Origin of the sequence: Kitasatospora sp. NPDC058406, from assembly GCF_042722765.1 — a bacterium.
In the GTDB taxonomy this organism is placed as follows: Bacteria; Actinomycetota; Actinomycetes; order Streptomycetales; family Streptomycetaceae; genus Kitasatospora.
Window position 1 is genome coordinate 28,906 of record NZ_JBHXKE010000028.1, and the last position, 24,403, is coordinate 53,308.

Genomic DNA, 24,403 nt, shown 5'->3' on the forward strand with positions numbered 1-24,403 from the left:
CGACGACGACCGCCGTCCCGGCTGCCGGGCCCGTTCTGGGACCGGAACGGGACGGCGGGCCCATGCGCCCGGGGCGCGGGTCCGCCCAGAGTGGAGGAAGAGCGGCCGATCGGCTCGACCCCTCGGAAGCGAAGAATCTGGAGCATCATCCATGGCAACGAACACGGCAACGAAGACGCTCGGCGTCGCGTCCGTAATCGTCGGCTTCGCCGCAGCCACCGCCGTCATCCGGAGCGCCGTCGTCGGCGCGGCGGCCAAGGCGGGCCCCGCGGTCCAGGCCGCGGACTCCGCGCGACGCTGCAAGCCGGGCGAGAAGGACTGCAAGGGCTGATCACCCCTCGGTTCTCCTCCGTCCCCCGATCACTCGTCCCCTGCCTCCGCCCCCGGCGCCGCCAGCGCCGGGGGCGGCAGCCTGTGCGGAGACCGCCCGCCCGGCGGGAACGCCGTCGAGGCGGCGCCGCGGATCACGAGCTGCGCGCCTCCGGGGCGGTCACGCCTCGACACGGATCCAGGTGTTGCCGGCGCGAAGCCACAACACGCCGTCCCGACCCTGCCCGCCGTGCCTGACCACCCGGCCGGGCACGTGCAGGATGCTCCGGTCGATCACCCGCCAGGTGTCGCCGACCAGTTCGGCCCGCACGACCTCGGTCGACCGCTGGTCGTGGGTGCGACGGGTCAGGACTGCTCGACGGTCGCGCACGGCGAATCCGTCCGGGTCGCGCACGGGGCTCGGCCGGCTGGTCACCTCACCCGTCGAGGGGGTGATCCGCGTCAGGAACGTCTCGTCGGACCGGGTGCCGGAGTACCAGACCAGCCAGACCCGGTCGCCCTCGGTGGCGGCGGCGCAGCCTTCCAGAAGGCGCCCGCCCGGGGCCCAGACCGCCGGGTCATCCGCCCGACGTCATCCGCCCGGGGTCGGATCGCCGCTCCGGGACGGGTAGCGGGGCAGTACGGCCAGCACGCGCGTCCCGCTGTCCCGGGACAGCGCGTCGACGGTGCAGCTGCCGCCGATCTCCGCGGCCCGGTCCGCCATCGACCGCAGGCCGACTCCGCCGGACGGTTCCTCCTCGGGCCGCGGCGCCTCGCCGATCCCGACCCCGTCGTCCTGGACGGTCAGCGTCAGGCTCGCGCCGTCCACCCGGAGGGCCACCTGGGCGCGGCGGGCCCGGGCGTGGCGCAGCACGTTGTTCAGCGCCTCGGCGGTGATCCGGTACGCGGCCACCTCGACGGCGGCGGGCAGTTCGGGCAGCGGCTCGGGTTCCACCACGGCGGTGACGGCGAGGCCGTCGCCGCTGAACGTGGCCGCCAGCTGCTGTACGGCCCGGGCCAGCCCGAACTCGCCGAGCGGGGCCGGTCCGAGCCGGTCGGTGATCCGCCGGACCTCCTTGATCGCCATCGCGAGCTCCTCCGAGATCCCCTGCAGGCTCTCCGTGAGCCGGTGACCACTGCCACTGTCACTGCTACTGCCGCTGCCGCTGCCGCCGACCCCGGTCCCCGCCCCGGCGTCGCTCCCGGTCCCCGTCATCGAGGCCGAGGCCGCGTCGTCCACCCGCAACCGCAGCCCGGCGAGCGCGGGCCCGAGCCCGTCGTGGATGTCCCGGCGCAGGCAGCGCCGTTCCTCCTCCCGGGCCGCGACGATCAGCTCCCGGCTGGCCTGGAGGTCCTCCAGGAGTCGCAGCGAGGCGACGGCGGGCGAGGCCTGGTCGGCCAGTGAGCGCAGGATGTCGACGTCGCTCGGGTCGAGCTCCTCCTCGCCCGCCCGCAGGCCGACCGTCAACTCGCCGATCACCGTGCCCTGGTGGATCAGCGGGAAGCCCTGGCGGCTCCCGCCGGTCCGGCCGACCGAGGCCAGCGGCCGGCTCCCGGCCCGGGTGGTGACGGTCAGCGCGACGCCCGGCAGCCGCAGCTCCGCCGCGACGGCCGTGCACAGTGCGGACGGCAGTCGCTCGGGCTCGACGACCTGCCGGACCTGGCCGGCCAGTGTGCGCAGCACCTGGTACGGCTGGGCGCGTTCGCCGTAGTAGAGCCGGTCGACCAGGCCGACGGCCCGGCGGGTGGCCCACGGCAGTCCGGCGCCGAGTCCGTAGACCAGGGCGATCAGCAGCAGTGCGGCCGCGCCCCGGCCCGGCACCAGCCAGCCGGAGAGCACGGCCGCGCAGACCACGAACAGCACCGTGAGCCCGGTGGCGAGCAGCAGTCCGGTCAGGACCGAGCGTGCCGCCCGGTCCAGCCGCCACCCGCCGTCGCGGACCACCAGGTACGCGACGGCGACGGCCCAGACCGCGCCCGCCGCGGTGAACAGCGAGTAGCTCAGCCAGTACTCGTACGGGTACCGGCGGGTGTAGTAGTCCTGCATGCCCGCCCAGAGCAGGTACGCGCCCAGCATCCCCGCCACGTGCGCCCGGTGCCGCGGCAGCGCGGTGGCGGTCCCGCCGTCGCGGCCCGGCACGGGCCGGACCAGCCGGGCCAGCAGGACGGCGGCCGCGATGCCGACCAGCAGGTAGTTGACCGGGTCGTAGAGGCCGTCCAGGTGGTCCGCGACGGACCCGAGGAAGCTCGCCGGCTCGGAGCCGGCGAGCGGACCGGGGCGGCCGAAGACGGTCGTCCGGTCGAGGAAGGACAGGCCGTCGGGGATCACCCAGAGCGCCACCGCGCCGATGTAGAGCCACCACCGGCGGGTGGTGAGGCGTCCGGCCGGCAACCAGAGCGGCAGCACGTAGAACAGCGTCTGGCTGACCGTGTCGCAGACCCCGCGTACGACCGCCGTCGCGCCCACGATCGCGGGATCGGAGATCTCGACCCAGACCGGTGCGGCGGCGGCGCTCGGCAGCATCGACGTCAGCGCGTAGACGAGCATCACCCAGCCGAGCGGACTTCCCGGCCGGTGGGCGTGCAGCAGCATTCCGGCGCCGGCGGTCGGCAGGGCGTAGAGCAGGATGGCGAGTTGGTCGCGGGGCCGGTCCACGCCGGGTTCGCCGAGGTGGACCAGCACGTAGCAGACCCAGGCGGCGGCGATCGCCAGGCAGAGCGCGGTGAGGACCGCGGCGCCGGTCAGCCGGCGCTGTGCGGGCGTCCGGTGCGGGGTGGCCCGGGCGGGCCCGCGGGGCCTGGACCGGGGCCGGAGGGAGATCACCGTGGTCATGGCACCGCCTCGAAACGGACTGGGGATGGGTCCACCGGCGGCCGGGCGCCGGGCCGAGCGCTGGGATCCAGTCTCGGCCGCCCGTCGTCCCGGGCGCATGGGGCAGCGGTCTCGTCCTTCCCGGGGGTGCCCGCGGGCGGGGCCCCGCGGAGCCGGCCGGCCCGGCGGCGGGCCGCGCATGTCACGGAAAGTCACTCTCCTATCGCTGGTAGTGTCGGCCGGGTGGACGAAGAGCACCCCTCCGCAGAGCCCCCGCACCCGGACCCCGCACCGCACCCGGACCCCGCACCGCACCCGGACCCCTCCCCGCACCCCGACCGCGCCCCGGTCCGGGCCCAGGACCGGCGTCCGGACCGCACCCCCGGCGCGGAACCGGACGTCCCGCCGGTCCGGGTCCTGATCGTCGACGACCACCCGCTCTTCCGGGAAGGGCTCAAGGCCGCCCTGGAGAGCGCCGAGGGCATCGCCGTGGTGGGCGAGGCTGAACGCGTCGCCGACGTGCCGGACGCCGTCGCGCGGCACCGTCCGGACCTCGTCGTGATGGACCTGTCCCTGCCGGACGGGTCCGGGCTGGAGGCCACCCGTCGGCTCTCCGTCGAGCAGCCGGCCCCGCCGGTGCTGATGCTCACCATGGCGGACGACGACGGCAGCCTGCTGGCCGCGCTCCAGGCGGGCGCGCGCGGCTACCTGGTCAAGGGCGCGGGTCGGGAGGAGGTGCTGCACGCGGTGCGGACCGTCGCGGCCGGAGGCGCCGTGTTCGGCGCGGACGTGGCCGAACGGATCACCACCCTGCTCGCCGGCGCCCGGGTGCGGGAGGCCGGCCAGCTCTTCCCGGCGCTCACCGCCCGCGAGGCGGAGGTCCTGGACCTGGTGGCCCGGGGGCTGGACAACCGGCGGATCGCCCGCGAGCTGGTGGTCGCCGAGAAGACCGTGCGCAACCACGTCACCCACATCTTCGAGAAGCTGCACGTCGCGACCCGGGCCGAGGCGGTCGCCCGGGCCCGCGACATGGGCCTCGGCGACGCCTGACCCGCGGTGCCCCGGACCGGCCGGACCCGGGACCGGCGGGGGCGCGCCCGGACGCGGGCCCGCCGCCGGACCGCAGACCCGGGGCCGGGAGCGGACCGCGGACCCGCGCCCCCGGGACGGCAGGACGCCGAGGATGCGGGGGAGGAGGCCACCCATGAGTGAACCGGCTGTCACCCCGGACAGGGCGGACCGGGCGTCGGCCCGGGCCGACGGTCCGGCCCCGGCGCCGCCGGGCCCGACCGCGACCCGGCGGGCAGGCCCGCCCCCGGCGGCCTGGGCCTGCGCGCTGACGCTGGCCGGCGGCCTGGGCTGGGTCCTGCTGGCCGTCACCCACCAGGACACCCGCTGGGCCACGCCCTTCTACCTCCACGACGGCGAGACCGTCCTGCTCGGCTTCGCCTTCGCGCTCTCCGGGCTGCTCATCCTCGCCCACCGCTCCGGCCCCGAGGAACACCCGCGGCCGGGGAGCGTCGCACCCGCCCCGCCCGTCGGCCGCAGCCTCGGCCGCTGCCTGCTCGCCGCCGGCCTCGGAGGCTGCCTCTCCCGGTTCGTCCTCTTCGCCGGCGCGGCGGCCGACGCCGGTCCGGTCGTGGAGGTGCTCGGCGCGGCCCTGCTGCTCGCGTCCGTCACCCTGTTCATCTTCATCTCCCTCGCCCTCCCCCTCTGGCTGCCCGAAGGGCGGCTGCCCGGTGGGCCCGGCCGCCTCTACGTCGCCGCGATCGCGGCGTGGAGCGCCCTGCACGCGTGCGTGGTCCGCCTCGGAAGCCCGCTCCCGTACTTCGACGACGTCCTGGTCCCGGACGGCCGGGGGCTGCCGCTCGGCGAGTGGCGGGCGACGCTGGTCGCCTGGGGCATCGTCGTCACCAGCCTCGCGGTGGCGGCCGTCCGCTGGCGGCGCTCGGCGAGCCCGCACCGCTCCGTGACCGCCGTCCTCGTGCCGTACCTGATCTGGCTGATCACCACCAACATCGCGCTCCGGATGGGGAGTTCCGAGAGCGTCGCGGCGGTCGCGTACTTCGCCGGATCGGCGCTCTGGATGCTCGGCGCGGTCGGCTACGCCTTCACCCGCGACCGCTCCCACTACCTCGACCGGGCGACCCGCCGGATGTTCAGCGTCCTCGCCCTCACCGCGCTGCTCATCGCCGGCTACCTCGGCATCGCCCTGCTGCTGCGCCGTCTGCTGCCGCAGGCCAGTACCGCGGACGCCCAGCTGCTGGCCGCCGGGGCGCTCGCCATCGGCGGACTGCTCGGCCCCACCACCCGCTGGGTGGTGCGCGCCGTCGACCGGTTCTACTACGGGGACCGGGCCCGGCCCTACCAGGTGGTGCGGGCGCTCGCCGAACGCCTGAGCCGCGCCGTCAGCCCGTCCGACGCCCCGCCGCTGCTCTGCGACACCGTGGTCAACGCCCTCGGCCTGCCCGGTGCCCGGGTGGTCCTGCACACCCGCACCGGACCGCTCGAACTCGCCTCGGTCGGCGTGCTGGGACCCAACAGCCAGGTCTTCCCGCTCAGTTACGAGGGCGCGGTGATCGGCGACCTGTACGCGCCGCCGCGCGCCGGACAGCCCGAGCTGGACGCCCAGGACCACGAGGTGCTGCGCTTCCTCGCCGACCAGGCCGCGCCCGCGATCGCCTCGCTGCGCCTCTACGAGGAGCTCCAGAGCGGGCGGCGACAGATCGTGCTGGCCCGGGAGGAGGAGCGCCGACGGCTCCGGCACGACCTGCACGACGGGCTCGGACCCACGCTGTCCGGCCTGCGGCTCGGCGTCGACACCGCGCGGGCCGCCGTGCCGCAGGACTCCGCGGCGGCCCGGTCGCTGGGCGCCGTCTCGGCCGGGATCGGCCAGGCGATCGTCGAACTCCGCCGGATCACGGAGGGGTTGGCGCCCGCCGCGCTGGCGGGGGAGGGGTTGGCGGTCGCGTTGCGGCGGCTGGTCGCGGAGCTGGACGGGCCGCGGGTGCGGATCTCCCTGGTGCTCGATCCCGATCCGCCACCCGCGCTGCCCGCCGCCGTCGAGGTGGCCGTGCTGCGGATCAGCGGGGAGGCGTTGAACAACGTCCTGCGTCATTCGGGTGCCGCCAAGGCCCGGTTGACCCTGCGGGTCCGGCCGGACCTCGTCGTCGTCGAGGCGTGGGACGACGGTTGTGGGTTCCCCGAGGCCCGGGCGGCGGGCGGCGGCGGGGCGGGGTACCGGCCGAACGGGTCCGGCGTCGGGCTGCGTTCGATGGCCGAGCGTGCCGAGGAACTGGGCGGCGGCTTCACGGCGGTCAACCACGACGGCGGGGCGCTCGTCCGGGCGGCGCTGCCCCGCACGCCGGAAGCGGACGACGCGTAGCCGAGGGCGGGTAGGGACCGACGGGTAGCCGACGGCGGTCGGCCGACGGCGAGTGGGGGTCGTCGGGTGGGGGGGCGTCGGGTGGGGGTCGTCGGGGAGCGGCCGACGGCCGGCGGCGGCGCGTGACGGGAGGTGGCCGAACGGCCGCCGTCACCGGCCCGCTCGCTCCCCTCGTCGGGCCTCCCCTCTTGACGGGTCCGCGAGTTGGCCCAATCATCATGGTCGCGTCAACTTCGCGACCCGACCCCGCTTACCCGCGAAGTGCCGCGCTTCCGTTCTGCCCCATCAGAAACCGGAGCCTCCCTTGACCGAGCGCGCCCCGCGGCGATTCCGCCTGCGCCGAACCACCCTGCCGACCGCAGCCGTGGTCACCCTCGCCGCCGCCCTCCTCGCCCCCGCCGCCGTCGCGGCCCCCGAAGCCCCGGCCGTCCGGGTCGCCTCGGCGGGCGTGAGCCCGGCCCTCGCCGCCGCCCCCGACATCCCGGTCGCCAACGTGAAGGCGCACCTCGCCCAGCTGCAGTCGATAGCCACGGCCAACGGCGGCAACCGCGCCCACGGCCGAACCGGCTACAAGGCCTCGATCGACTACGTGAAGGGCAAGTTGGACGCGGCCGGCTACACCACCACACTGAAGACCTTCAGCTACAACGGCGCGACCGGCTACAACCTGATCGCCGACTGGCCGGGTGGCGACACCTCGCACGTCGTGATGGCCGGTGCCCACCTGGACTCCGTCACCGGCGGTCCGGGCATCAACGACAACGGCTCCGGCTCGGCCGGTGTCCTGGAGACCGCGCTCGCCGTCTCCCGGGCCGGGCTCACCCCCTCCAAGCACCTGCGGTTCGGCTGGTGGGGTGCCGAGGAGTACGGCATGATCGGTTCCAAGAACTACGTGAACAGCCTGTCCGCCGCGGACCGTTCGAAGATCGACACGTACCTGAACTTCGACATGATCGGCTCGCCCAACCCGGGCTACTTCACCTACCGCTACGACAGCACGCTCGACGCCCTGTTCCGGAACTACTTCGCCGGTCTCGGCATCAGCACCGAGCAGGACTTCGAGGGTGACGGCCGGTCCGACCACGCGCCGTTCCAGGACGCGGGCATCCGGGTCGGCGGCCTGTTCAGCGGCGCCGACTACACCAAGACCAGCGCGCAGGCCGCGAAGTGGGGCGGAACGGCGGGCCAGCCGTTCGACCGCTGCTACCACTCCTCCTGCGACACCACCGCCAACATCAACGACACCGCGCTGGACCGGATGAGCGACGCCATCGCGTACGCGATCTGGAACCTGGCCGCCGGGAGCACCACGCCGCCCACCGGTACGGTCTTCGAGAACACCGCCGACGTGCAGATCCCGGACTACGGGGCGGCGGTGACCTCCGACGTCGCCGTCACGGGCCGCACCGGCAACGCGCCGGCCGCGCTCCAGGTCGGCGTGGACATCAAGCACACCTGGCGCGGCGACCTGGTCATCGACCTGGTCGCGCCGAACGGCACCACCTTCCGCCTGAAGGACGCCAGCGGCAACGACTCCGCGCCCAACGTGCAGACCACGTACACGGTGAACGCGTCCGCCGTGGCCGCCAACGGCACCTGGAAGCTGAAGGTCCAGGACATCGGCCGGCAGGACACCGGCTACGTCGACAGCTGGAAGCTCACCTTCTGACGGCGCCGGGGGTGCCGGCCGGCGGGGCCGGCACCCCCGGGACCACCCGGTGCGGCTACGGCTGCATCTCGTACGCGCCGGAGAGCGCCTCGACCATGCCCCACACCTTCGCCGCCCGCGCGCCGTCCGCGACCGGGCGGCGGACGTGCGCCAGCGCCCACGCGGCCTGCGCGTCCGTCGTCGACGCCTTGCCGTGCAGCTCGGTGGCGTGCGCGGAGAAGTCCCGCACCAGCGCGTCGAAGACCTGGTCGAGCAGGTCGGCGTCCAGTCCGGTCAGGGCGGCCTGCTCCAGGACCAGCTGGCCGTAGACGATCAGCGCGAAGAGCTGCCCGATCTCCAGCAGGAAGTCGAGGTCGGCCTGCTGCTCGGTGCTCGGCGCGGCGGTCAGCAGCAGCTCGCAGAAGCCGTCGGCCTGCTCGCGGAACCGCGCGACGTTCGGGACGTGCGCGTGCGCGTCGTAGGCGGTCCGCCAGTCGTGGAAGCGGATCGAGCCGAGGCCGCGGGCCGGACCCTGCCGGAACAGGAACGTGTCGTCGGCGGCGTCCCGGCGGCCGGGCACCGGGGCGTACTCGGCCGGGTCGAACAGGTAGTTGGCCATGAACTTGAGGATCAGCGCCAGGTTGACGTGGACGGTGCCCTCCAGCTTCGGCAGGCCGCGGATGTCCTTGGCGGCCTTGTCGAAGTAGGTGTCCGCCTCGAAGCCCTTGGCCGCGATGACGTCCCACATCAGGTCGATGACCTTCTCGCCCTCCGTGGTGACCTTCATCTTGGTCATCGGGTTGAAGAGCAGGTAGCGGCGGTCCTCGGGGGAGGCGGTGCGGAAGTAGTCCACCGCGCGGGCGGAGAACAGCTTCATCGCCACCAGCCGCGCGTAGGCGTCGGTCAGCTCGCGCCGCACGTGCGGGAAGTCGGTGACGTTCCGGCCGTACAGCACCCGGTTCCGGGCGTGCGTGACGGCCTCGTACATCGCGTGCTCGCAGATGCCGACGGAGGCCGTGCAGAGGTTGAACTTCCCGACGTTGACGGTGTTCAGGGCGGCGTCGAAGGCGGCCTTGCCGGTGTGCAGCACGTCGTCGGCGCGGACCGGGTACCCGTCCAGGCGGAACTCGCTGACGTACATCTGGGCGTTCACCACGTTCTTGACGAGGTGGTACGCCTCGTGGCGGCTGTCCGCCGCGAAGAAGACGTAGCCCTCCGGGCCGTCGACGTCGGAGCGGCGGCCGAACACCGAGACCAGGCCCGCGACGTTGCCGTTGCCGATGTAGTACTTGGAGCCGGTGGCGGTGAAGCCGCCGTCGCCGTCCGGGGTGAGGATCATGTCGGTGGAGTAGATGTCGGCGCCGTGGCTGCGCTCGGAGAGCCCGAACGCCATCACGTGCCCCTCCGTCAGGAGCTTCGCCGCGCGGGCCCGGACGGCCTCGTTCTCGCTCTGCCAGACGGGGCCGAGGCCCAGGATGGTGACCTGCCAGGTGTACCAGTAGCCCAAGCCGTAGAAGCCGAGGATCTCGTTGAGCTCGGCGATCCGCGCGGTGTCCCAGCGCTTGGCCGGGTCGGCGGCCGAGGGCGTCAGGAACTCGGCGAACAGGCCCTCCTTCGCCGCGAAGTCGAGGAAGTCGGCGTACCAGGTGCGGTCGACGTAGGTGTCGATCAGCGCCTTCTTGCCGCGCGACTCGAACCAGTCCACGGTCGTGCGCAGCAGCCGGCGGGTCGGCTCGTCGAACTGCGTGGGGTCGTAGGTGCGCGGGTTGAAGAGCATCGCGGGCTCCCGGGAGTGTCGAGGGTGGGGAGGGGTGTCAGGGGGTGTCGGCGGCGGAGCCGCCGGTGCGGTCGGCGGGGTCCGTGCCGCCGGCCGGGCCGGTGCGCGCCGGGCCGGCGGACCGGCCGTCCACGTCGGTACCGGCGAGGTCGTGCAGGGTGGCGAGCACGTCGTCCAGCCAGGCGAGGGTCATGCGTTCGTACTCGATCCCGCCGCGCAGCACCACGTGCTGGAGCCGCTGCCGGGCGTCGAGGGCGTCCGGGGCCGGGAAGTCCCGCTGCTCGCCGTGCAGGTAGCGGGCGAGCAGGGCGGCGTGGCCGTCGCGGTGCCGTTCGACCTCGGGGATCAGCGCGGCCGGGTCGTCGAAGGCCACCGCCCGGATCCGGACGGCCAGCTCGTGCCGGACGGTCTCCGGTTCGACGGGTTCGCGCAGCCAGCCGGCGAGTGCGGCCCGGCCGGGCGGGGCCGCCGAGTACACCTTCTTGTCCGGTCGGCCGTCCTGGGCGACCTCCTCGACGGAGATCCAGCCGTCCGTCTCCATCCGCCGCAGCACCCGGTAGATCTGCTGGTGCGTGGCGGTCCAGAAGCGGCCGATGGACCGGTCGAAGCGCCGGGCCAGTTCGTAGCCGGAGCCGGGCCGCTCCAGCAGCGAGACGAGGATCGCGTGCTCCAGTGCCATGAACGGCATCCTGCTATGCACCGAGTTGCATAGGCAATGGCGGCGCGCGAGGGTGAGACGGAGGTCACCCGGGTCGTCGGGGGTCGTCGGGGAGGGGGGCGGGGCAGGGTAGCTTCCGGGGCGAAAAGGTGCAAAACGGTCGAACGGCGCCAGAATGGTACTGGGCTAGCGCCCTCCATGTGCCGAACCTAGGAGGTGGTATCGGTGTCTACCCAGATTCCGATGGGCATGGAGCACCATCCGGACATCGTCGAACTACGGGAGCACTACGAGCGACTCACCCTCACTCCGCGGGCCCAGGCCGTCGAGGCCCTGGCCGTGCTGGCCGGTCTGTTCCTGGCGGCCTCGCCGTGGATCATCGGCTTCACCGCCTTCAACACGCTGACCGTCACCTGCCTGATCGTCGGACTCGCCTACTGCGTGCTGATGGCCGGCTACGGCTCCGCGTACGAACGCACCCACGCGCGGGCCTGGGCGGCCACCCTGCTCGGCGCGTGGACGATCATCTCTCCGTGGGTCGTCTCCGGTGAGGTGGACCGCGGCAAGAACATCGTCACCTGCATGATCGCGGGCGGCGTGATGTTCCTGCTGGGGCTCGCCGCCATCTCGATGGCCACCATGACGTCGAACGGAGCATCGATGCGGCGCGGCCGGGCCGGTCGGGCCAGGGGCTGACGATCACGGGAAGCCCGACCCGGGGCGCGGAACGGCGAGGCCGCCGTCCGCGCCCCGGGTGCTGTCCTACGGCCGCGTCATCCGCAGCACGTCCAGGGCCTCGTCCAACTGCTCGACGGTGAGCCGGCCCTGCTCCACGTACCCGCGCTCCAGCACCACCTGCCGGATCGTCTTCCGCTCGGCCAGTGCCTGCTTGGCGACCTTCGCCGCCTCCTCGTACCCGATGTACCGGTTCAGCGGGGTGACCACCGAGGGGGACGACTCGGCGTACTCGCGGGCCCGCTCGACGTTGGCGGTGAGGCCGTCCACGGCGCGGTCGGCCAGCAGCCGGGCGCTGTTGGCGAGCAGCCGGACCGACTCCAGGACGTTGCGCGCGATCACCGGGAGCATCACGTTGAGCTCGAAGTTCCCGCTCGCCCCGGCCACCGTGACGGTCGTGTCGTTGCCGATCACCTGGGCGGAGACCATCAGCACCACCTCGGGCAGCACCGGGTTCACCTTGCCCGGCATGATCGACGAGCCGGGTTGCAGGTCCGGCAGGTTGAGCTCGCCGAGGCCGGTGCGCGGGCCGGATCCCATCCACCGGAGGTCGTTCGCGATCTTCGTGAACCCGACTGCGACGGTGCGCAGTTGGCCGCTCAGCTCGACCAGTCCGTCCCGCGCGCCCTGCGCCTCGAAGTGATCCCTCGCCTCGGTCAGCGGCAGGTCGGTGGCGCGCGCCACCTCCTCGATCACGGCCGCCGCGAACCCGGGCGGGGTGTTGATGCCGGTGCCCACGGCCGTGCCGCCGAGAGGGAGTTCGGCCACCCGGGGGAGCGTGGCCAGCAGCCGCTCCCGCCCGTGCCGGACCTGCGCGGCGTACCCGCCGAACTCCTGGCCCAGGGTGACCGGCGTGGCGTCCATCAGGTGGGTCCGGCCGGCCTTGACCACCAGCGCGAACTCCGCGGCCTTGCGCTCCAGCGCCTCCGCGAGGTGCTCCAGCGCCGGGATCAGGTCGTGGGTGACGGCGGCGGTGGCGGCGATGTGGATCGAGGAGGGGAACACGTCGTTGGAGGACTGGCTGGCGTTGACGTGGTCGTTGGGGTGGACCGGTCGGCCCAGCCGCTCGCCGGCCAGGGTGGCGATCACCTCGTTGGCGTTCATGTTGGACGAGGTGCCCGAGCCGGTCTGGAACACGTCCACCGGGAACTCGGCGTCCCACTGCCCGGTGGCGACCTCGTCGGCGGCGGCCGCGACGGCCTCGGCCGTCTCCTCGTCCAGGACCCCGAGCCGGGCGTTGACCCGGGCGGCGGCGGCCTTGATCCGCGCCAGCGCGGCGATGTGCGCCCGCTCCAGGCGCTGGCCGGAGACCGGGAAGTTCTCCACCGCCCGCTGCGTCTGCGCCTGCCATTTCGCTGCGGCGGGCACCCGCACCTCGCCCATCGAGTCGTGCTCGGTCCGGTACTCCTGCTCGTCGGCCATCGCGCGCCGCACCTCCTGGTCGGTCCGGGCGGGCGCCGTTCCCCGGCCGTCCGACGGCCGTACGGCGCCCGTTCCCGGGCCCTCGCTCTCGGGTCTGGGGTCCGGGTCCCGGTTCCGGGTCCCGCTTCCGATCACCACAGCCGCGCGCGGGCCCCGGGTATTTCCGAACCCGGAGCAGGGCTGCGGCATCGGCGGGGCGGCGCCGTCGGAGCCGCCCCGGGAGGGGCCTACCGGAGCTCGACGCGGATGATCTCGCCCGCCCCGTCGCCGGCCTGGACGACCAGCGAACCGTCCGCCGCCCAGACGCCGGAGCCGCCCGAGGTCTCCGCGAAGTCGCCGCTGGCGCCCGCGCCGGTGGACAGCACGCCCCACACCCCGTGGGCGGTGGCCCGCTCGCGCATGTGGCTGTCGCGCCTGGCCAGCTGCGACTCGCTCACCCCGTACAGGGCGGAGCCGACGTAGGCGTCGATCCCGAGCCCGGCGGTCCGCTCGGCGTGCCCGGGCTCGGCGACGTCGGCGCACACGGCGAGGCCGAGGCGGAAGCCGTCCAGCTCCAGGACGGACGGCGTCCCGGCCGGGGCGAACCGCTCGACCTCCTGCCCGTGCAGGTGGGTCTTCCGGCAGGCGACCTCGACGCCCCGGCCGCTGACGGCCAGCGTGCCGATGTACTCGAGCCCGTCCCGGTCCGCCACCGGCGCGCCGACCAGCGCGACGGAGCCGGTCTCGGCGCAGGCCGCGACCAGGGGCGCCAGCCTGGGATCACCGGGAGCGAGGGCGGGTGCGTCCAGGTCGTACCCGGTGAGCGAGAACTCGGGGAACACCACCAGGCGCGTCCCGGCCTCCCGGACGGTGGCGGCGTGCCGTTCGACGTTGAGGACGACCGTGTCGGGCCGGCCGGACTCCGCGCAGACGGGTTGGGCGACGGCGACGGTCAGCGGAGCCGACTCGGATGCGGATGCGGATGCGGATGCGGATGCGGATGCGGGCGCGGACTCGGACTCGGGCGCGGGCACGGTGGGGCCTCCGGGCGTGATCAGGTGGGATCGAGAGTGATCGGGCGTGATCCGGGATGGTGATCACTCTTAACCTACGAGCCTGTCGCAGAACGGGGCAAGGTTCACCTGATCGAGTGAAGATCGCGAGGCGTCGCCCCGTGCCCGAACGGTCCGCTCCGTACGCTCGCCCCGAACCGGGGGAACCATCCGGGCCCCGGTCCGCCGGGGCCGATCGACAGGGGCGGGCATGGCGACACCACAGCACGACGATCGCGGCAGCGGCAGCGGCAGGGACGGTCACGGTAGCGGCGACCCCGGCGGCGTCGGCCACCACGACGGCCGCCCTGACCGGGGCGCCCCGACCGGCCTCAGCCGTCGGCGTCTCCTCGGCGCCACCGCCGCGCTCGGCACCGGCGCCTGGCTGCTGCGCGGCACCGTCGGACCGGACGGCGCCGAGGCCGCCGCCCTCCCCGCCCTCCCGCCCCCGCCCGACCTGCCCGCCGGCACCGAGATCACCCGGAGCGTCTACCAGAACTGGTCGGGCGAGGTCCGCACCGACCAGCTCTGGACCTGTGCCCCGCGCACCCCCGAGGAGATCCCCGCGCTCGCCGACTGGGCGCGCGCCCACGGCTGGCGGCTGCGCCCCCAGGGGTACCGGCACACCTGGGCACCGCTCACCGTCGCCGACGGCACCCCCGGGGCGGCCCGCGTCCTGCTGCTGGACACCACCCGCCACCTCACCGCGATCACCGCCGACTCTCCCACCACCGTCCGGGTCCAGACCGGCGCCACCATGGAGGACCTGCTCGCCCACCTGGCCGGCCGGGGTCTCGGCCTCACCGCCGTGCCGGCCCCGGGCGAACTGACCGTCGGGGGCGTGCTCGCGATCGGCGGCCACGGCACCGCCGTCCCCGCGGCCGGCGAACTCCGGCCCGACGGACACGGCTACGGTTCGGTCAGCAACCAGGTCACCCGGCTCACGGCCGTCGTCCACGACCCGGCCACCGACCGGTACGCCCTGCGCACCTTCGACCGGTCCGAGGCCGACAGCGCCGCCTTCCTGGTCCACCTCGGCCGGGCGTTCCTCACGGAGGTGGTCCTCCGGGCCGGTGCCGACCGGCCGCTGCGCTGCGTCAGCCGGCTGGACATCCCGGCCGCCGAACTCTTCGCCCGGCCCGGTACCGCCGGCCGGCCGCGCACCTTCGCCGACTTCGTCGAACGGGACGGCCGCGCCGAGGCCATCTGGTTCGCCTACACCGACCGCCCCTGGCTCAAGACCTGGAGCGTCGCCCCGACCCGCCCGTTCGGCTCCCGCGCCGTCGACGAGCCCTACAACTACCCCTTCTCCGACTCGATTCCGGAGCCCGTCGCCCGTCTGGCCGGTGAACTCGTCGGCGGTTCCTGGGCCGTGGCCCCGCTCTTCGGGCAACTCCAGTACCTGATCGCCAAGGTGGCGCTCACCGGTGACATCACCGACATCCTGCTCTCGGGCGGTCTGATCCGCGACCTGCTCACCGGCGAGGTGCTCACCCACCTGCTCGCCGGCGGCCTGCGCTCCGACCTCTGGGGTCCGTCCCGCACCCTGCTCCAGTACGTGCGGCCCACCACCCTGCGGGTCACCGCCAACGGCTACGCGATCCTCGCCCGTCGGGCCGATCTCCAGTGGGTGGTGGCCGAGTTCGCCGACCGGTACCGGACGCTGCTCGACGCCTACCGGGCGCGGGGCGAGTTCCCGGTGAACGGCGCGGTGGAGATCCGGGTCACCGGCCTGGACGACCCCGCGTGGTCCGGGGTGCCCGGGGCGCGCCCGCCGCTGCTCTCCGCGCTGCGCCCGCGTCCCGACCGGCCCGAGTGGGACACCGCCGTCTGGCTCGACGTGCTCGGCTTCCCCAACACGCCCGGGTTGCACCGTTTCGGCAGGGACCTCGAACAGGCCCTGCTGCGTTCCTTCGACGGCACCAGGGCCGGTCTGCGCGTCGAGTGGTCGAAGGGCTGGGCCTACACCGAGGACGCGGCCTGGGCGGACCCGGACGTCCTCGACCGGGTCATCCCCGCCAGCCACCGGGACGGCGGCGGGCCCGGGTGGGACGAGGCGATCGCGGTGCTCGACCGGCACGACCCGCACCGGGTCTTCGGCAACCCCTTCCTCGACCGGCTGCTGAGGGCGTGAAGGCGTGAAGGCGTGAAGGCGTGAGGGGCCGAGGACCTGAGGACCTGAGGGTCCTGCGGGTGTGAGCCGGACGGAACCCGTCCGACGTCCGGTCAGATGTGCTCCATCACGATCACCGCGAGGGTGCCGGGTTCCAGCGCCCGGAAGACGTGCGGGACGTCCCCCGGGTAGCTCACGTAGTCGCCCGGCCCCAGTTCGATCGGTGCCTCCGTCGGCCCGGCCAGCGCCCGTCCGGCACCCAGCAGGACGTGCTCCACCGTCCCCGTCATGTGCGGGTCGGAGGCCCGGGTCTCGCCGGGCTGGGCGTCGATCCGGTAGATGTCGCGGCGGGCGTTGGGCGGGCAGGAGGCGAGCAGGGTCGCGGCGTAGTCGGCCCGCTCGGAGTGGGTGATCGGGCCCTCGCCTGCCCGCACCACCCGGACCACCGGGCGCGGCGGGTCGACGAGCCGGCTGAACGGCACGTCCAGGGCGACGCCGAGCGCCCAGAGCGTCTCGACGCTGGGATTGCCGGCGCCCGACTCCAGTTGCGAGAGCGTCGACTTGGCGATCCCCGCGCGCCGGGCCAGCTCGGCCATCGACAGGCCGGTGCGCTCGCGCTCGCGCCGGATGGACGCCGCGATCAGCCCGATCAGCTCCGATCCGGTGGCGGAGCCCGGGTGTGATCCCTGGCCGCTGCCGGCGCCGGCACCGGAGGGCCGGGCAAGGCGGTCGGTCGGGGGGATCCCGTCGCTGGTGTCACTCATCCGCGTTCGCTCCACAGGTCCAAGCGTTCGCCTTGACGAACGGCAGCCATGGGGTTCACTCTACTGGACATGCGTTCGCTCCTCCGAACCCTGGAACGTTCCACGCTCCGTGACATCGCCCTGGTCTGTCTCGCCGACGCCCTGGTCGGCGCCTCGTTCGGGGCGATCACCGTCTCCGGTGGTCTCCCGCTCTGGGTGCCGGTCGTCATGTCCGTCCTCGTCTTCGCCGGCGGTGCCCAGTTCGCGGCCATCGGCGTCGTCCTCTCCGGCGGCGGCGCGCTCGCCGCCGTCGCCACCGGGCTGGTGCTCAACGCGCGCCTGCTGCCCTTCGGCTTCACCGTCGCCGGCGTGCTCGACGGCCCCTGGTGGCGGAGACTGCTGGGCGCGCAGCTCCTGACCGACGAGTCCGTCGCCTTCACCCTGCTCCAGCCCGACCGGCGGCGGCGCCGGGCCGCTTACTGGGTCTGCGGCCTCGCCCTGTTCGCCGTCTGGAACGCCTCCGTGCTGGTCGGCGCCGCGGCCGGCGGAATGATCGGTGACACCGACGCGCTCGGTCTCGACGCGGCCTTCCCGGCCGTGCTGCTCGCCCTGGTCCTGCCGTCGCTCACCGACCCCCGCACCCGGACGGCCGCCCTGGCCGGCGCCGTGGTCGCGGTGGCCGCCACGCCGTTCCTGCCGGCCGGCGTCCCGGTCCTGCTCGCCCTGGCCGGCCTGCTGTTCGCCCGGCGCCCCGCCGGTCCCGCCCGGCCCGCCGATCCCGCCGATCCCGCCCGGCCCGGCGATACCGCCGATCCCGCCGATCCCGCCGTCCCCGCGGACCCGGCCGGCTGCCCTTCGGACTCCGCCGCGAAGGCCGGCCCGTCCGGCGACGCGGCCCCGTCCGCCCCCGCCGACAGTGCCGGAGGCGCGGCCGACCGCAGCCGGCCGACCCCCCTCGCCGAGGAGGTCCACTGATGCCCCTGCTCGCCGTCCTGCTGCTGGCCGTCGGCACCTACGCGTTCCGGATGGCCGGCCCGCTGCTCGGTGACCGGCTCACCGTCTCGGACCGCGTACGCCACCTGCTCGCCGTGGCCGCCGCCGTCCTGCTGGTCGCCCTGGTCGCCACCGGAACCTTCACGCAGGGCCACGACTTCGCGGGCTGGGCACGCCCGGCCGGCGTCCTGGTGGCCGGGGTCCTCGTACTTCGCCGCGCGCCGTTCCCGCTCGTGGTGGTGGCGGCCGCCGCGACCACGGCGCTGCTCCGGCTCGCCGGGGTCTCCTGAGCCGATGCTCAGCGGGTTCCGTCGGTGAGCCGCTCCTGCTGGACCTCCGGGCGCTTGCTGTCCCACAACAGCTCCCACACCTTGAAGACGCAGTGGTAGTCCCGCATGCTCCCCCGGGAGATCAGCATGTAGGTGTCGCCGTCCCGCAGCAGCGTGCGCCGGCGGCTGTTGAACGGGTGCTGCGGCGTGTACGACGGGACCAGCTTCCGCAGTTCGGCGAGGGCGTCCTCGCGGCTGCCCTCGATCTCGGCGAGCACCTTGGTGCCCCAGATCCGGTCGTCGCCTATTCCGTCGGTCTCCTGGACGACCAATGCCCAACGCGCCACGGTCCACCCCTCACGTCTCGTCACGTCCCCCGCATCCCGCCCGTGTGCGAGAGCGGTCATCCTAGAGCTTGTCCCGGCCGGGGCGGACGTCCGGCCCGGCGGCCGGTTCCGCGGGCAGTGCCTTGTAGAAGACGGTCGTCGCGTGCGGCGTCCCGGACGGGTCGGTCGCGTAGTCCGGCACGGTGCCGACCCGGGTCCAGCCCGCCGCCGCGTACAGCCGCTCGGCGGGGCTTCCCGTCTCGGTGTCCAGGACCAGGGTCCGGATCCCGTGTTCCACGGCCGCCGACTCCAGTGCCGTCAGCAGCCGGCCGGCCAGCCCCCGGCCCCGGTCCGCCCGGTGCACCATCAGCTTGGCCACCTCCGCCCGGTGCCGGCCGTTGGCGGGGGTCGCCGGGCGCAGCTGCACCGTCCCCGCGATCCGGTGGTCCGCGTCGTGGTGCGCGGCCCAGACCAGCAGCCGGCCGGCCGCGACGTCCGGGGCCAGGGCCCGCCACCAGCCGGCGGCCTCGGCGGCGTCGAGCGGGGCGAGGAACCCGAGGGAGGAGCCGCTGCCGACGGTGTCGACCAGGAGTTCGGCCAGCGGCCCCGCCGAGTCCCGCAGTTCGCCCGCCGCCAGCCGCCGGACTGTGTACATGCTCACTCCCTCGCCGCCGGTCCTCCGAAGGCAGGGCCCGTGCGGAATACTCGCCGGTACCCAGCGCTGCGACCGGCACCCGCCGAGACTAACAAGGAGCTCCCATGGCGAAGCCGACCAGGATCGACCCCGCCGACCTGCTCGCCGTCGGTGACCTGCTCACCGACGAGGAGCGGCTCGTCCGCGACACCGTGCGGAGGTTCGCCGACGAGCGGATCCGCCCGCACGTCGGAGACTGGTTCGAGCGGGGCGTCTTCCCGGCCCGCGAACTCGCCCCGGAGCTCGGCGCCCTCGGTGTCCTCGGCATGCACCTCGACGGTTACGGCTGTACCGGCTCCACCGCCACCGCCTACGGCGTCGCCTGCATGGAGCTGGAAGCCGCCGACTCCGGGCTGCGCAGCTTCGTCTCCGTCCAGGGCTCGCTGGCCATGCGCTCGATCCACGCCTTCGGGTCCGAGGAGCAGAAGCAGCGCTGGCTGCCCGGTCTCGCGGCCGGTGAACTCATCGGCTGCTTCGCCCTCACCGAACCGGACTTCGGCTCCGACCCCGCGAACATGCGGACCCGGGCCCGCCGCAAGGGCGCCGGCGAGGACGCCGACTGGGTGCTCTCCGGCTCCAAGATGTGGATCACCAACGGCAGCGTCTCCGACGTCGCCGTCGTCTGGGCGCAGACCGAGGACGGCGTCCGGGGCTTCCTGGTCGAACCCGGCACGACCGGCTTCACCGCGACCGACGTGCACGGCAAGCTCTCGCTCCGGGCGTCCGTCACCAGCGAACTGGCCTTCGACGAGGTCGTGCTGCCCGCCGACGCGGTCCTGCCCGGCGTCAGCGGCCTGCGCGGACCGCTCTCCTCCCTCAACGAGGCCCGCTACGGCATCCTCTGGGGTACCGTCGGCGCCGCCCGCGACTGCTACACCACCGCGCTCGACTACGCGAAGAGCCGGATCCAGTTCGACCGGCCGATCGCCGGGTTCCAGCTCACCCAGCAGAAGCTCGTGGAGATGATGCTGGAGGTCGAGAAGGCGTACCTGGTCGCGCTGCGGATCGGCCGGCTCAAGGACGAGGGGGCGGCCCGCCCGGCGCACATCAGCTTCGGCAAGCTGAACAACGTCCGTGCCGCGCTCGAGATCGCCCGCAGTGCCCGCACCGTGCTCGGCGCCAACGGGATCACCACCGAGTACCCCGTTCTGCGGCACGCCAACAACCTCGAATCGGTGCTCACGTACGAGGGCACCGGTGAGATCCACACCCTCGTCCTCGGGGAGACCATCACCGGAGAGTCGGCCTACCGCTGACAGCCGGTCCCGGCTGCGGACCGTCGCCACCGGCCGGGTCCGGGCCGGTCCCGCGCGGCGTCCGCGGCGGCACCGCACGGGAAAAACGGTTCGTCCGTCGGGCCGTTCATGGATACCTTCGGTGACCATGAACGGCCCGACGGCGCAGCCCGTCACCCCAGTCACGCCCACCACGACCCTCTGGCGCCCGACCGGTCCCGCGGAGCTGGCCCTGGTCGAGGCCGCGGACCGGCGCGCCTGGCCGCCCCGCCTCCCCGACCAGCCGATCTTCTACCCGGTGCTGAACGAGGACTACGCGGTCCGCATCGCGCGCGACTGGAACGTCCCCGCGTCCGGGGTCGGCTACGTCACGCGGTTCGAGGTGGAGACCGCGTTCCTCGCCCGCTATCCCGTGCGGCGGGCGGGCGGCCGGACGATCCTCGAACTCTGGGTGCCCGCAGAGGAGTTGCCCGAGTTCAACCGGCACATCGTCGGCCGCATCGAGGTCGTTCACGAGTTCCGGCCCGCGTCGTGACCGGGCCGTTCGGGCTCCCGGCCGCCCGATCCGACGACCCGCGCGCGGTGACACCGGACGCCGCACGGTCACCCGGCGTTGTGCCGGAGGACACCTGGTGGTCCGGCAAGGCGTGAAGCATGACGCGGTCGGTGACGCCCTCGCGGGCGGGTCCGGCACCCGCACCGCGAAAGGAACCACCGTCCTCATGTCCGTACCACCGCTGCCCCGCCCCCGGCCCCGGGTCCTCGTCGTCGGAATCGACGGCGTCCGGTACGACCTGCTGGAGCAGGTCCCGATGCCGAGGCTGGCGGAGGTCGCGGGGGCCGGCTTCCTGGCGCCCGTCACGGTGGCGGAGTCCACGCCCACCATGTCGGGGCCCTGCTGGGCCACCGTCGTCACCGGCGTCGAACCCGCCAAGCACGGCGTCTGGGGCAACCACCTGGGCGGCAACCGGCTCGACGTCTTCCCCGACTTCACCACCAGGCTGGCCCGGCAGGACCGCCGCCGCACCTACGTCGCGGCCGGCTGGGACCCGCTGGTGATCGGCGAGTCCGGCGGACCGTTGTTCCGCGCACCCGGCCGGCTCAGCTACGTCGCCCCCGCCGAGGACACCCCCGAAGCCTGGGAGGCCGTCGACGAGGAGGTCACCCGGGAGGCCGTCGACGTCCTGCGCGCCGCCGACCCGGAGGTCTCCTTCGTCTACCTCGGCGCCGTCGACGAGACGGCCCACTTCCTCGGCTGCGGGGACGAGTACCGCGCCTCGATGCGCACCGCCGACGAACGGCTCGGCCGCCTGCTCGACGCGGTCCGGGCCAGGCCCGGCTACGCCGACGAGGCGTGGACGATCATCGTCGTCACGGACCACGGCCACGTCGACGCCGGGGGCCACGGCGGACGCACCCCCGAGGAGCGCACCGCCTGGGTCGCCTGCGCGGGGCCGGACATCCCCGCCGCGCCGCCCACCGGCGAGATCCGCCACCCGGACGTCGCCGCCCAGGTGTACGCGGCCCTCGGCCGGCCGATCGACCCGCACTGGACCCTGGACGGCCGTCCGTTCCCCGTCGCCCGGCCCGTCCCGGCCGGGGCCTGACGGGGCCTGACGGTCGGACGGCCCCGGCACGAGGGCCCGGTACGCCGGGCCCGGTGCGGTGTCCGGCAAGCGGGTGGCCCGCGCACCCGGGCGGCCCCGGCCGGGTGCGCCCCGGCCCCGTCCGGGCCAGGCTCGACCGGGGTGAACCCCTAGACCGGACGGCCTCGCGTACGCCTGAAGGTGGAGGGCGTACCCCCCAAGGACGGCGGACGGTCGCGACTTGCTGGTGACGTCCCGACAGGGGCGGACGGGCCAGGATGGGAGACGACCGGAGCGCCGGCCCCCGGACCGGGTCGGCGACGGCCGCGGGGGACAGCGGTTCCGGCAGAGGTACGGAAGTGGTCCGGGCAGTGGTCCGGACAACGGCTCGGGCAACGGCTCGGGCGGGCGGTGCCGCACGGCGCGCCGCACAGCAGTGGTGGCGGTGCCGCACGGGGCGGCACCACAGGAGGAGAGGGCAGGCGGGCATGAACGGCATCGTGGGCAAGGTCGTACTCGGAGTGGCCGGCACCGGCATGGCCGTCGCCGCCGCGGCCGTGGCGGTCGGACCTCGGGTCGTCGACTGGTACGACGGCCGGCACCAGGAGCAGTCCAGCTACGCCAGCGGCAGCGAGGCCAAGGCCGGCCGCCACTCGGTGCCGACCTGGCTGCCGGACAACGCCTCCTCCGTCCGGTACCTGGCCTCGACCACCGGCGACGACCGCCTGCTGATCGCCACCCTGCCGGAGGGCAGGCTGCCCGCCGGGTGCACCGCCACCGCATCCGGCCGCGGTGGCCACCCGGCACCGGCCACCCTCAAGGCGGGCTGGTTCCCGGAGGGCGTCGTCTCGAAGGTCACCGGCTCCTGCGGCCACTACAACGTGACCCTGACAGGCAACCGGCTCTACGCGTGGCAGGACGGCGCCGCCGTCCAGGCCGCCCTGCGGGCCGAGCGCGTCGCGCGCTGACGGGCCCGCCCGACGGCCCCGCACCGACGGGCCCGCCCCCCGGTCGGCAGGGGGCGGCGGAGGGAGGGCCGTGGGCCACGCGGCGGACCCCGACTGTCGGGGCGCCGGGCCGCTGGGGTAGGACGGAGCGAGCACGACTCCCGCGTTCGTTCCGAGAGGAGCCCCATGCCTGGTTCGACCGCCGGCCCCGCCGGTGACACGTCGACCGCTCCCGCCGCCCCCACCGACCCCGGAACCGCAGACGCCCCCGGCCGCGCCACCATCGCCGTCCTCGGCGGCCTGGTCGCCCTCGGCCCCCTCACCACCGATCTCTACCTGCCGGGCCTCCCCGCGATCGCCGAGGACCTCGTCGCCGAACCGGCAGCCGTGCAGCTCACCCTCACCTTCTCGATGTTCGGCGTCGCCGCCGGCCAGCTGATCTTCGGACCGCTCAGTGACCGCCTCGGCCGCCGCCCGCCCCTGCTCGCGGGCCTCGTCGTCTACACCGTCGCCAGCATCGTCTGCGTGATCGCGCCCAACCTGCCCGTCCTGATCGCCAGCCGCTTCGTCCAGGGCGCCGCCGGCGCCGCCGGGCTCGTCATCGGCCGCGCCGTGGCCCGCGACCGCTTCGAGGGCGTCGCGATGATCCGCTTCCTCGCCTCGATCACCCTGATATCCGGACTGGCCCCGATCCTCGCGCCCCTCGTCGGCGCCCAGCTCCTCCGCGTCACCTCCTGGCGCGGCACCTTCGGGGCCCTGGCCGTCCTCGGCCTGCTGCTCACCCTGATCGCCTTCGTCGCCCTCCGGGAGACCCTCCCGGCCTCCGCCCGGCACGGCGGGGGTCTGGGGACGACGCTGCACACCATGGGCGGACTCCTGCGCCGGCTGCCATTCCTCGGCCTCGCGCTGACCAGCACCTTCGCCTTCGGCTCGCTGTTCGGCTACATCAGCGGCTCCTCGGTGGTGCTCCAGCAGGTCTACCACGTGTCCCCGCAGACCTACAGCCTGCTGTTCGGGCTCAACTCGCTGGCGATCGTCGGTGTCACCCAGTTGAACGGCCGCGTCCTCGCCCACCGCTTCACCGCCGGGACGCTGATGACGGTGGGCCTCGGCACGTCCATCGCGGCGGGCGTGTCCCTGTTCCTCGTCACCGCCGTCTGGGACCTCGGGCTGGTCGCCTTCTGCGCCTCGCTCTTCGTGATGATGGGCAGCCTCGGCATCGTCCTCCCGAACTCCGCTGCCCGCGCCCTGAGCCTGGTCGCCCCGAAGGCCGCCGGTTCCGCCTCCGCCCTCATCGGCACAGGAACGTTTCTCTGCGGCGCGATCGTCGCCCCGCTCAGCAGCCTGGGCGGCAAGCCGTCGGCGGTCCTGCTCGCGATCGTCGTGCTCTGCTGCTCGGTGCTGGCCGCCACGTCCTACGCCGTCCTCTGCCGCCCCGGGAGGTCGACCCCGGCCGACGCCCCGAAGCCGGCCGTCGCGTAGCGGGGCGGGGAACGCGCCCGGCCGGCCCGCCCGTCCCCCGTGGGGCGGCCGGGCCGCTGCCTTCGCGGCAGCGCGCCGCGCCGTCCTGCGGCCCTGGTCCCGCCGGTGCCGCGGTACTCCGGCAGGAACCGCGTCAGGGGTGGCGCGAGGACAGGTGGGGGGACCCCTGCGCGGCCCCCCTGTCGGGGGGGGCGGGGGCGAGCGTCCACCCCAGGAAGATGGGCTGCGGCGGGAGCCC

The 24,403-nt window shown here is 74.4% G+C and carries 21 protein-coding genes and 1 pseudogene; 13 read left to right on the forward strand and 9 right to left on the reverse strand.

Annotation, left to right across the window (positions count from 1 at the left end; all coding sequences use genetic code 11):
* Positions 1 to 151 precede the first annotated feature (151 nt).
* Positions 152 to 331, forward strand: a complete 180-nt coding sequence (locus ACFWOG_RS08420; protein ID WP_329879462.1) for a hypothetical protein — start codon at positions 152 to 154, stop codon at positions 329 to 331.
* A 159-nt stretch (positions 332 to 490) separates the two neighbouring features.
* Here the strand turns inward: ACFWOG_RS08420 and ACFWOG_RS08425 are convergent, their stop codons facing one another.
* Both ACFWOG_RS08425 and ACFWOG_RS08430 read right to left on the reverse strand, forming a co-directional pair.
* A complete protein-coding gene (locus ACFWOG_RS08425; RefSeq protein ID WP_380356062.1) occupies positions 491 to 700 on the reverse strand; it encodes a hypothetical protein in 210 nt (69 codons plus the stop codon).
* A gap of 201 nt (positions 701 to 901) precedes the next feature.
* Positions 902 to 3,142: an ATP-binding protein gene (locus ACFWOG_RS08430; RefSeq protein ID WP_380356065.1), complete on the reverse strand. Its 2,241-nt coding sequence runs from the start codon at positions 3,140 to 3,142 to the stop codon at positions 902 to 904.
* A gap of 396 nt (positions 3,143 to 3,538) precedes the next feature.
* Between ACFWOG_RS08430 and ACFWOG_RS08435 the strand changes: the two genes are divergently transcribed.
* The 3 genes from ACFWOG_RS08435 to ACFWOG_RS08445 all read left to right on the forward strand — a co-directional run bounded on the left by ACFWOG_RS08435 (position 3,539) and on the right by ACFWOG_RS08445 (position 8,175).
* Positions 3,539 to 4,171 carry a response regulator transcription factor gene (locus ACFWOG_RS08435; protein ID WP_329879481.1) on the forward strand — a complete coding sequence of 211 codons (633 nt, stop codon included), beginning with the start codon at positions 3,539 to 3,541 and terminating at the stop codon, positions 4,169 to 4,171.
* Positions 4,172 to 4,325: 154 nt separating this feature from the next.
* Positions 4,326 to 6,506, forward strand: a complete 2,181-nt coding sequence (locus ACFWOG_RS08440; protein ID WP_380356068.1) for a histidine kinase — start codon at positions 4,326 to 4,328, stop codon at positions 6,504 to 6,506.
* Between the two features lie 334 nt (positions 6,507 to 6,840).
* Entirely contained in the window at positions 6,841 to 8,175 is a 1,335-nt protein-coding gene (locus tag ACFWOG_RS08445; RefSeq protein WP_380356103.1) for a M28 family metallopeptidase, read from the forward strand.
* A 55-nt stretch (positions 8,176 to 8,230) separates the two neighbouring features.
* On the opposite strand, the gene ACFWOG_RS08450 is transcribed toward ACFWOG_RS08445, so the two are convergent.
* Positions 8,231 to 9,931, reverse strand: a complete 1,701-nt coding sequence (locus tag ACFWOG_RS08450; RefSeq protein ID WP_329879466.1) for an acyl-CoA dehydrogenase family protein — start codon at positions 9,929 to 9,931, stop codon at positions 8,231 to 8,233.
* A gap of 145 nt (positions 9,932 to 10,076) precedes the next feature.
* Positions 10,077 to 10,610, reverse strand: a pseudogene (locus tag ACFWOG_RS08455) (PadR family transcriptional regulator); the annotation flags it as partial.
* 204 nt (positions 10,611 to 10,814) lie between these two features.
* Here ACFWOG_RS08455 and ACFWOG_RS08460 point away from each other — a divergent pair.
* The gene (locus ACFWOG_RS08460; RefSeq protein ID WP_329879467.1) at positions 10,815 to 11,285 is read left to right on the forward strand and encodes an SPW repeat protein; all 471 of its coding nucleotides are present in this window, start codon (positions 10,815 to 10,817) and stop codon (positions 11,283 to 11,285) included.
* 66 nt (positions 11,286 to 11,351) lie between these two features.
* Here ACFWOG_RS08460 and ACFWOG_RS08465 read toward each other — a convergent pair whose 3' ends face one another.
* Together ACFWOG_RS08465 and ACFWOG_RS08470 are read right to left on the reverse strand one after the other, a co-directional pair.
* Positions 11,352 to 12,746 (reverse strand): class II fumarate hydratase, encoded by a 1,395-nt coding sequence (locus ACFWOG_RS08465; protein ID WP_329879468.1) that lies wholly within the window; start codon positions 12,744 to 12,746, stop codon positions 11,352 to 11,354.
* A gap of 227 nt (positions 12,747 to 12,973) precedes the next feature.
* The gene (locus ACFWOG_RS08470) at positions 12,974 to 13,759 is read right to left on the reverse strand and encodes a carbon-nitrogen hydrolase family protein (protein ID WP_380356074.1); all 786 of its coding nucleotides are present in this window, start codon (positions 13,757 to 13,759) and stop codon (positions 12,974 to 12,976) included.
* A gap of 229 nt (positions 13,760 to 13,988) precedes the next feature.
* Here ACFWOG_RS08470 and ACFWOG_RS08475 point away from each other — a divergent pair, with 229 nt between their 5' ends.
* A complete protein-coding gene (locus ACFWOG_RS08475) occupies positions 13,989 to 15,911 on the forward strand; it encodes a cholesterol oxidase substrate-binding domain-containing protein (RefSeq protein WP_380356077.1) in 1,923 nt (640 codons plus the stop codon).
* A 92-nt stretch (positions 15,912 to 16,003) separates the two neighbouring features.
* Here ACFWOG_RS08475 and ACFWOG_RS08480 read toward each other — a convergent pair whose 3' ends face one another.
* Positions 16,004 to 16,654, reverse strand: coding sequence for an XRE family transcriptional regulator (locus tag ACFWOG_RS08480; RefSeq protein ID WP_329949155.1), 651 nt, complete (start codon positions 16,652 to 16,654; stop codon positions 16,004 to 16,006).
* A 69-nt stretch (positions 16,655 to 16,723) separates the two neighbouring features.
* On the opposite strand from ACFWOG_RS08480, the gene ACFWOG_RS08485 reads away from it, so the two are divergent.
* Both ACFWOG_RS08485 and ACFWOG_RS08490 read left to right on the forward strand, forming a co-directional pair.
* Positions 16,724 to 17,608: an AzlC family ABC transporter permease gene (locus ACFWOG_RS08485; protein WP_380356080.1), complete on the forward strand. Its 885-nt coding sequence runs from the start codon at positions 16,724 to 16,726 to the stop codon at positions 17,606 to 17,608.
* Complete coding sequence (locus ACFWOG_RS08490) at positions 17,608 to 17,916, forward strand: AzlD domain-containing protein (RefSeq protein WP_380356083.1); 309 nt, start codon at positions 17,608 to 17,610, stop codon at positions 17,914 to 17,916. The genes ACFWOG_RS08485 and ACFWOG_RS08490 overlap by 1 nt, the downstream gene beginning before the upstream one ends.
* An 8-nt stretch (positions 17,917 to 17,924) precedes the next feature.
* On the opposite strand, the gene ACFWOG_RS08495 is transcribed toward ACFWOG_RS08490, so the two are convergent.
* Positions 17,925 to 18,242: a hypothetical protein gene (locus ACFWOG_RS08495; protein WP_329879474.1), complete on the reverse strand. Its 318-nt coding sequence runs from the start codon at positions 18,240 to 18,242 to the stop codon at positions 17,925 to 17,927.
* Positions 18,243 to 18,303: 61 nt separating this feature from the next.
* Positions 18,304 to 18,876 (reverse strand): GNAT family N-acetyltransferase, encoded by a 573-nt coding sequence (locus tag ACFWOG_RS08500; RefSeq protein WP_329949157.1) that lies wholly within the window; start codon positions 18,874 to 18,876, stop codon positions 18,304 to 18,306.
* Between the two features lie 104 nt (positions 18,877 to 18,980).
* Here ACFWOG_RS08500 and ACFWOG_RS08505 point away from each other — a divergent pair, with 104 nt between their 5' ends.
* From ACFWOG_RS08505 to ACFWOG_RS08525, 5 genes are all read left to right on the forward strand, one after another.
* On the forward strand, positions 18,981 to 20,171 hold the full coding sequence (locus ACFWOG_RS08505; RefSeq protein ID WP_355399718.1) for an acyl-CoA dehydrogenase family protein: 1,191 nt from the start codon (positions 18,981 to 18,983) through the stop codon (positions 20,169 to 20,171).
* A 127-nt stretch (positions 20,172 to 20,298) separates the two neighbouring features.
* Positions 20,299 to 20,685, forward strand: a complete 387-nt coding sequence (locus ACFWOG_RS08510; protein WP_329949159.1) for an ADP-ribosylation/crystallin J1 — start codon at positions 20,299 to 20,301, stop codon at positions 20,683 to 20,685.
* A gap of 187 nt (positions 20,686 to 20,872) precedes the next feature.
* Entirely contained in the window at positions 20,873 to 21,757 is an 885-nt protein-coding gene (locus ACFWOG_RS08515; RefSeq protein ID WP_380356088.1) for an alkaline phosphatase family protein, read from the forward strand.
* A 467-nt stretch (positions 21,758 to 22,224) separates the two neighbouring features.
* Positions 22,225 to 22,704, forward strand: a complete 480-nt coding sequence (locus ACFWOG_RS08520) for a hypothetical protein (RefSeq protein WP_329949160.1) — start codon at positions 22,225 to 22,227, stop codon at positions 22,702 to 22,704.
* Positions 22,705 to 22,869: 165 nt separating this feature from the next.
* Positions 22,870 to 24,165 (forward strand): multidrug effflux MFS transporter, encoded by a 1,296-nt coding sequence (locus tag ACFWOG_RS08525; RefSeq protein WP_380356091.1) that lies wholly within the window; start codon positions 22,870 to 22,872, stop codon positions 24,163 to 24,165.
* The last annotated feature ends 238 nt before the right edge of the window (positions 24,166 to 24,403 follow it).

Excerpts from the sequence above, each read along its gene's own strand:
- ACFWOG_RS08475 (WP_380356077.1), top strand. The coding sequence starts at position 13,989 with ATGGCGACACCACAGCACGACGATCGCGGCAGCGGCAGCGGCAGGGAC.
- ACFWOG_RS08480 (WP_329949155.1), bottom strand. The coding sequence starts at position 16,654 with ATGAGTGACACCAGCGACGGGATCCCCCCGACCGACCGCCTTGCCCGG.
- ACFWOG_RS08465 (WP_329879468.1), bottom strand. The coding sequence starts at position 12,746 with ATGGCCGACGAGCAGGAGTACCGGACCGAGCACGACTCGATGGGCGAG.
- ACFWOG_RS08485 (WP_380356080.1), top strand. The coding sequence starts at position 16,724 with ATGCGTTCGCTCCTCCGAACCCTGGAACGTTCCACGCTCCGTGACATC.
- ACFWOG_RS08430 (WP_380356065.1), bottom strand. The coding sequence starts at position 3,142 with ATGACCACGGTGATCTCCCTCCGGCCCCGGTCCAGGCCCCGCGGGCCC.
- ACFWOG_RS08490 (WP_380356083.1), top strand. The coding sequence starts at position 17,608 with ATGCCCCTGCTCGCCGTCCTGCTGCTGGCCGTCGGCACCTACGCGTTC.
- ACFWOG_RS08450 (WP_329879466.1), bottom strand. The coding sequence starts at position 9,931 with ATGCTCTTCAACCCGCGCACCTACGACCCCACGCAGTTCGACGAGCCG.
- ACFWOG_RS08420 (WP_329879462.1), top strand. The coding sequence starts at position 152 with ATGGCAACGAACACGGCAACGAAGACGCTCGGCGTCGCGTCCGTAATC.
- ACFWOG_RS08515 (WP_380356088.1), top strand. The coding sequence starts at position 20,873 with ATGTCCGTACCACCGCTGCCCCGCCCCCGGCCCCGGGTCCTCGTCGTC.
- ACFWOG_RS08510 (WP_329949159.1), top strand. The coding sequence starts at position 20,299 with ATGAACGGCCCGACGGCGCAGCCCGTCACCCCAGTCACGCCCACCACG.
- ACFWOG_RS08505 (WP_355399718.1), top strand. The coding sequence starts at position 18,981 with ATGGCGAAGCCGACCAGGATCGACCCCGCCGACCTGCTCGCCGTCGGT.
- ACFWOG_RS08440 (WP_380356068.1), top strand. The coding sequence starts at position 4,326 with ATGAGTGAACCGGCTGTCACCCCGGACAGGGCGGACCGGGCGTCGGCC.
- ACFWOG_RS08500 (WP_329949157.1), bottom strand. The coding sequence starts at position 18,876 with ATGTACACAGTCCGGCGGCTGGCGGCGGGCGAACTGCGGGACTCGGCG.
- ACFWOG_RS08520 (WP_329949160.1), top strand. The coding sequence starts at position 22,225 with ATGAACGGCATCGTGGGCAAGGTCGTACTCGGAGTGGCCGGCACCGGC.
- ACFWOG_RS08525 (WP_380356091.1), top strand. The coding sequence starts at position 22,870 with ATGCCTGGTTCGACCGCCGGCCCCGCCGGTGACACGTCGACCGCTCCC.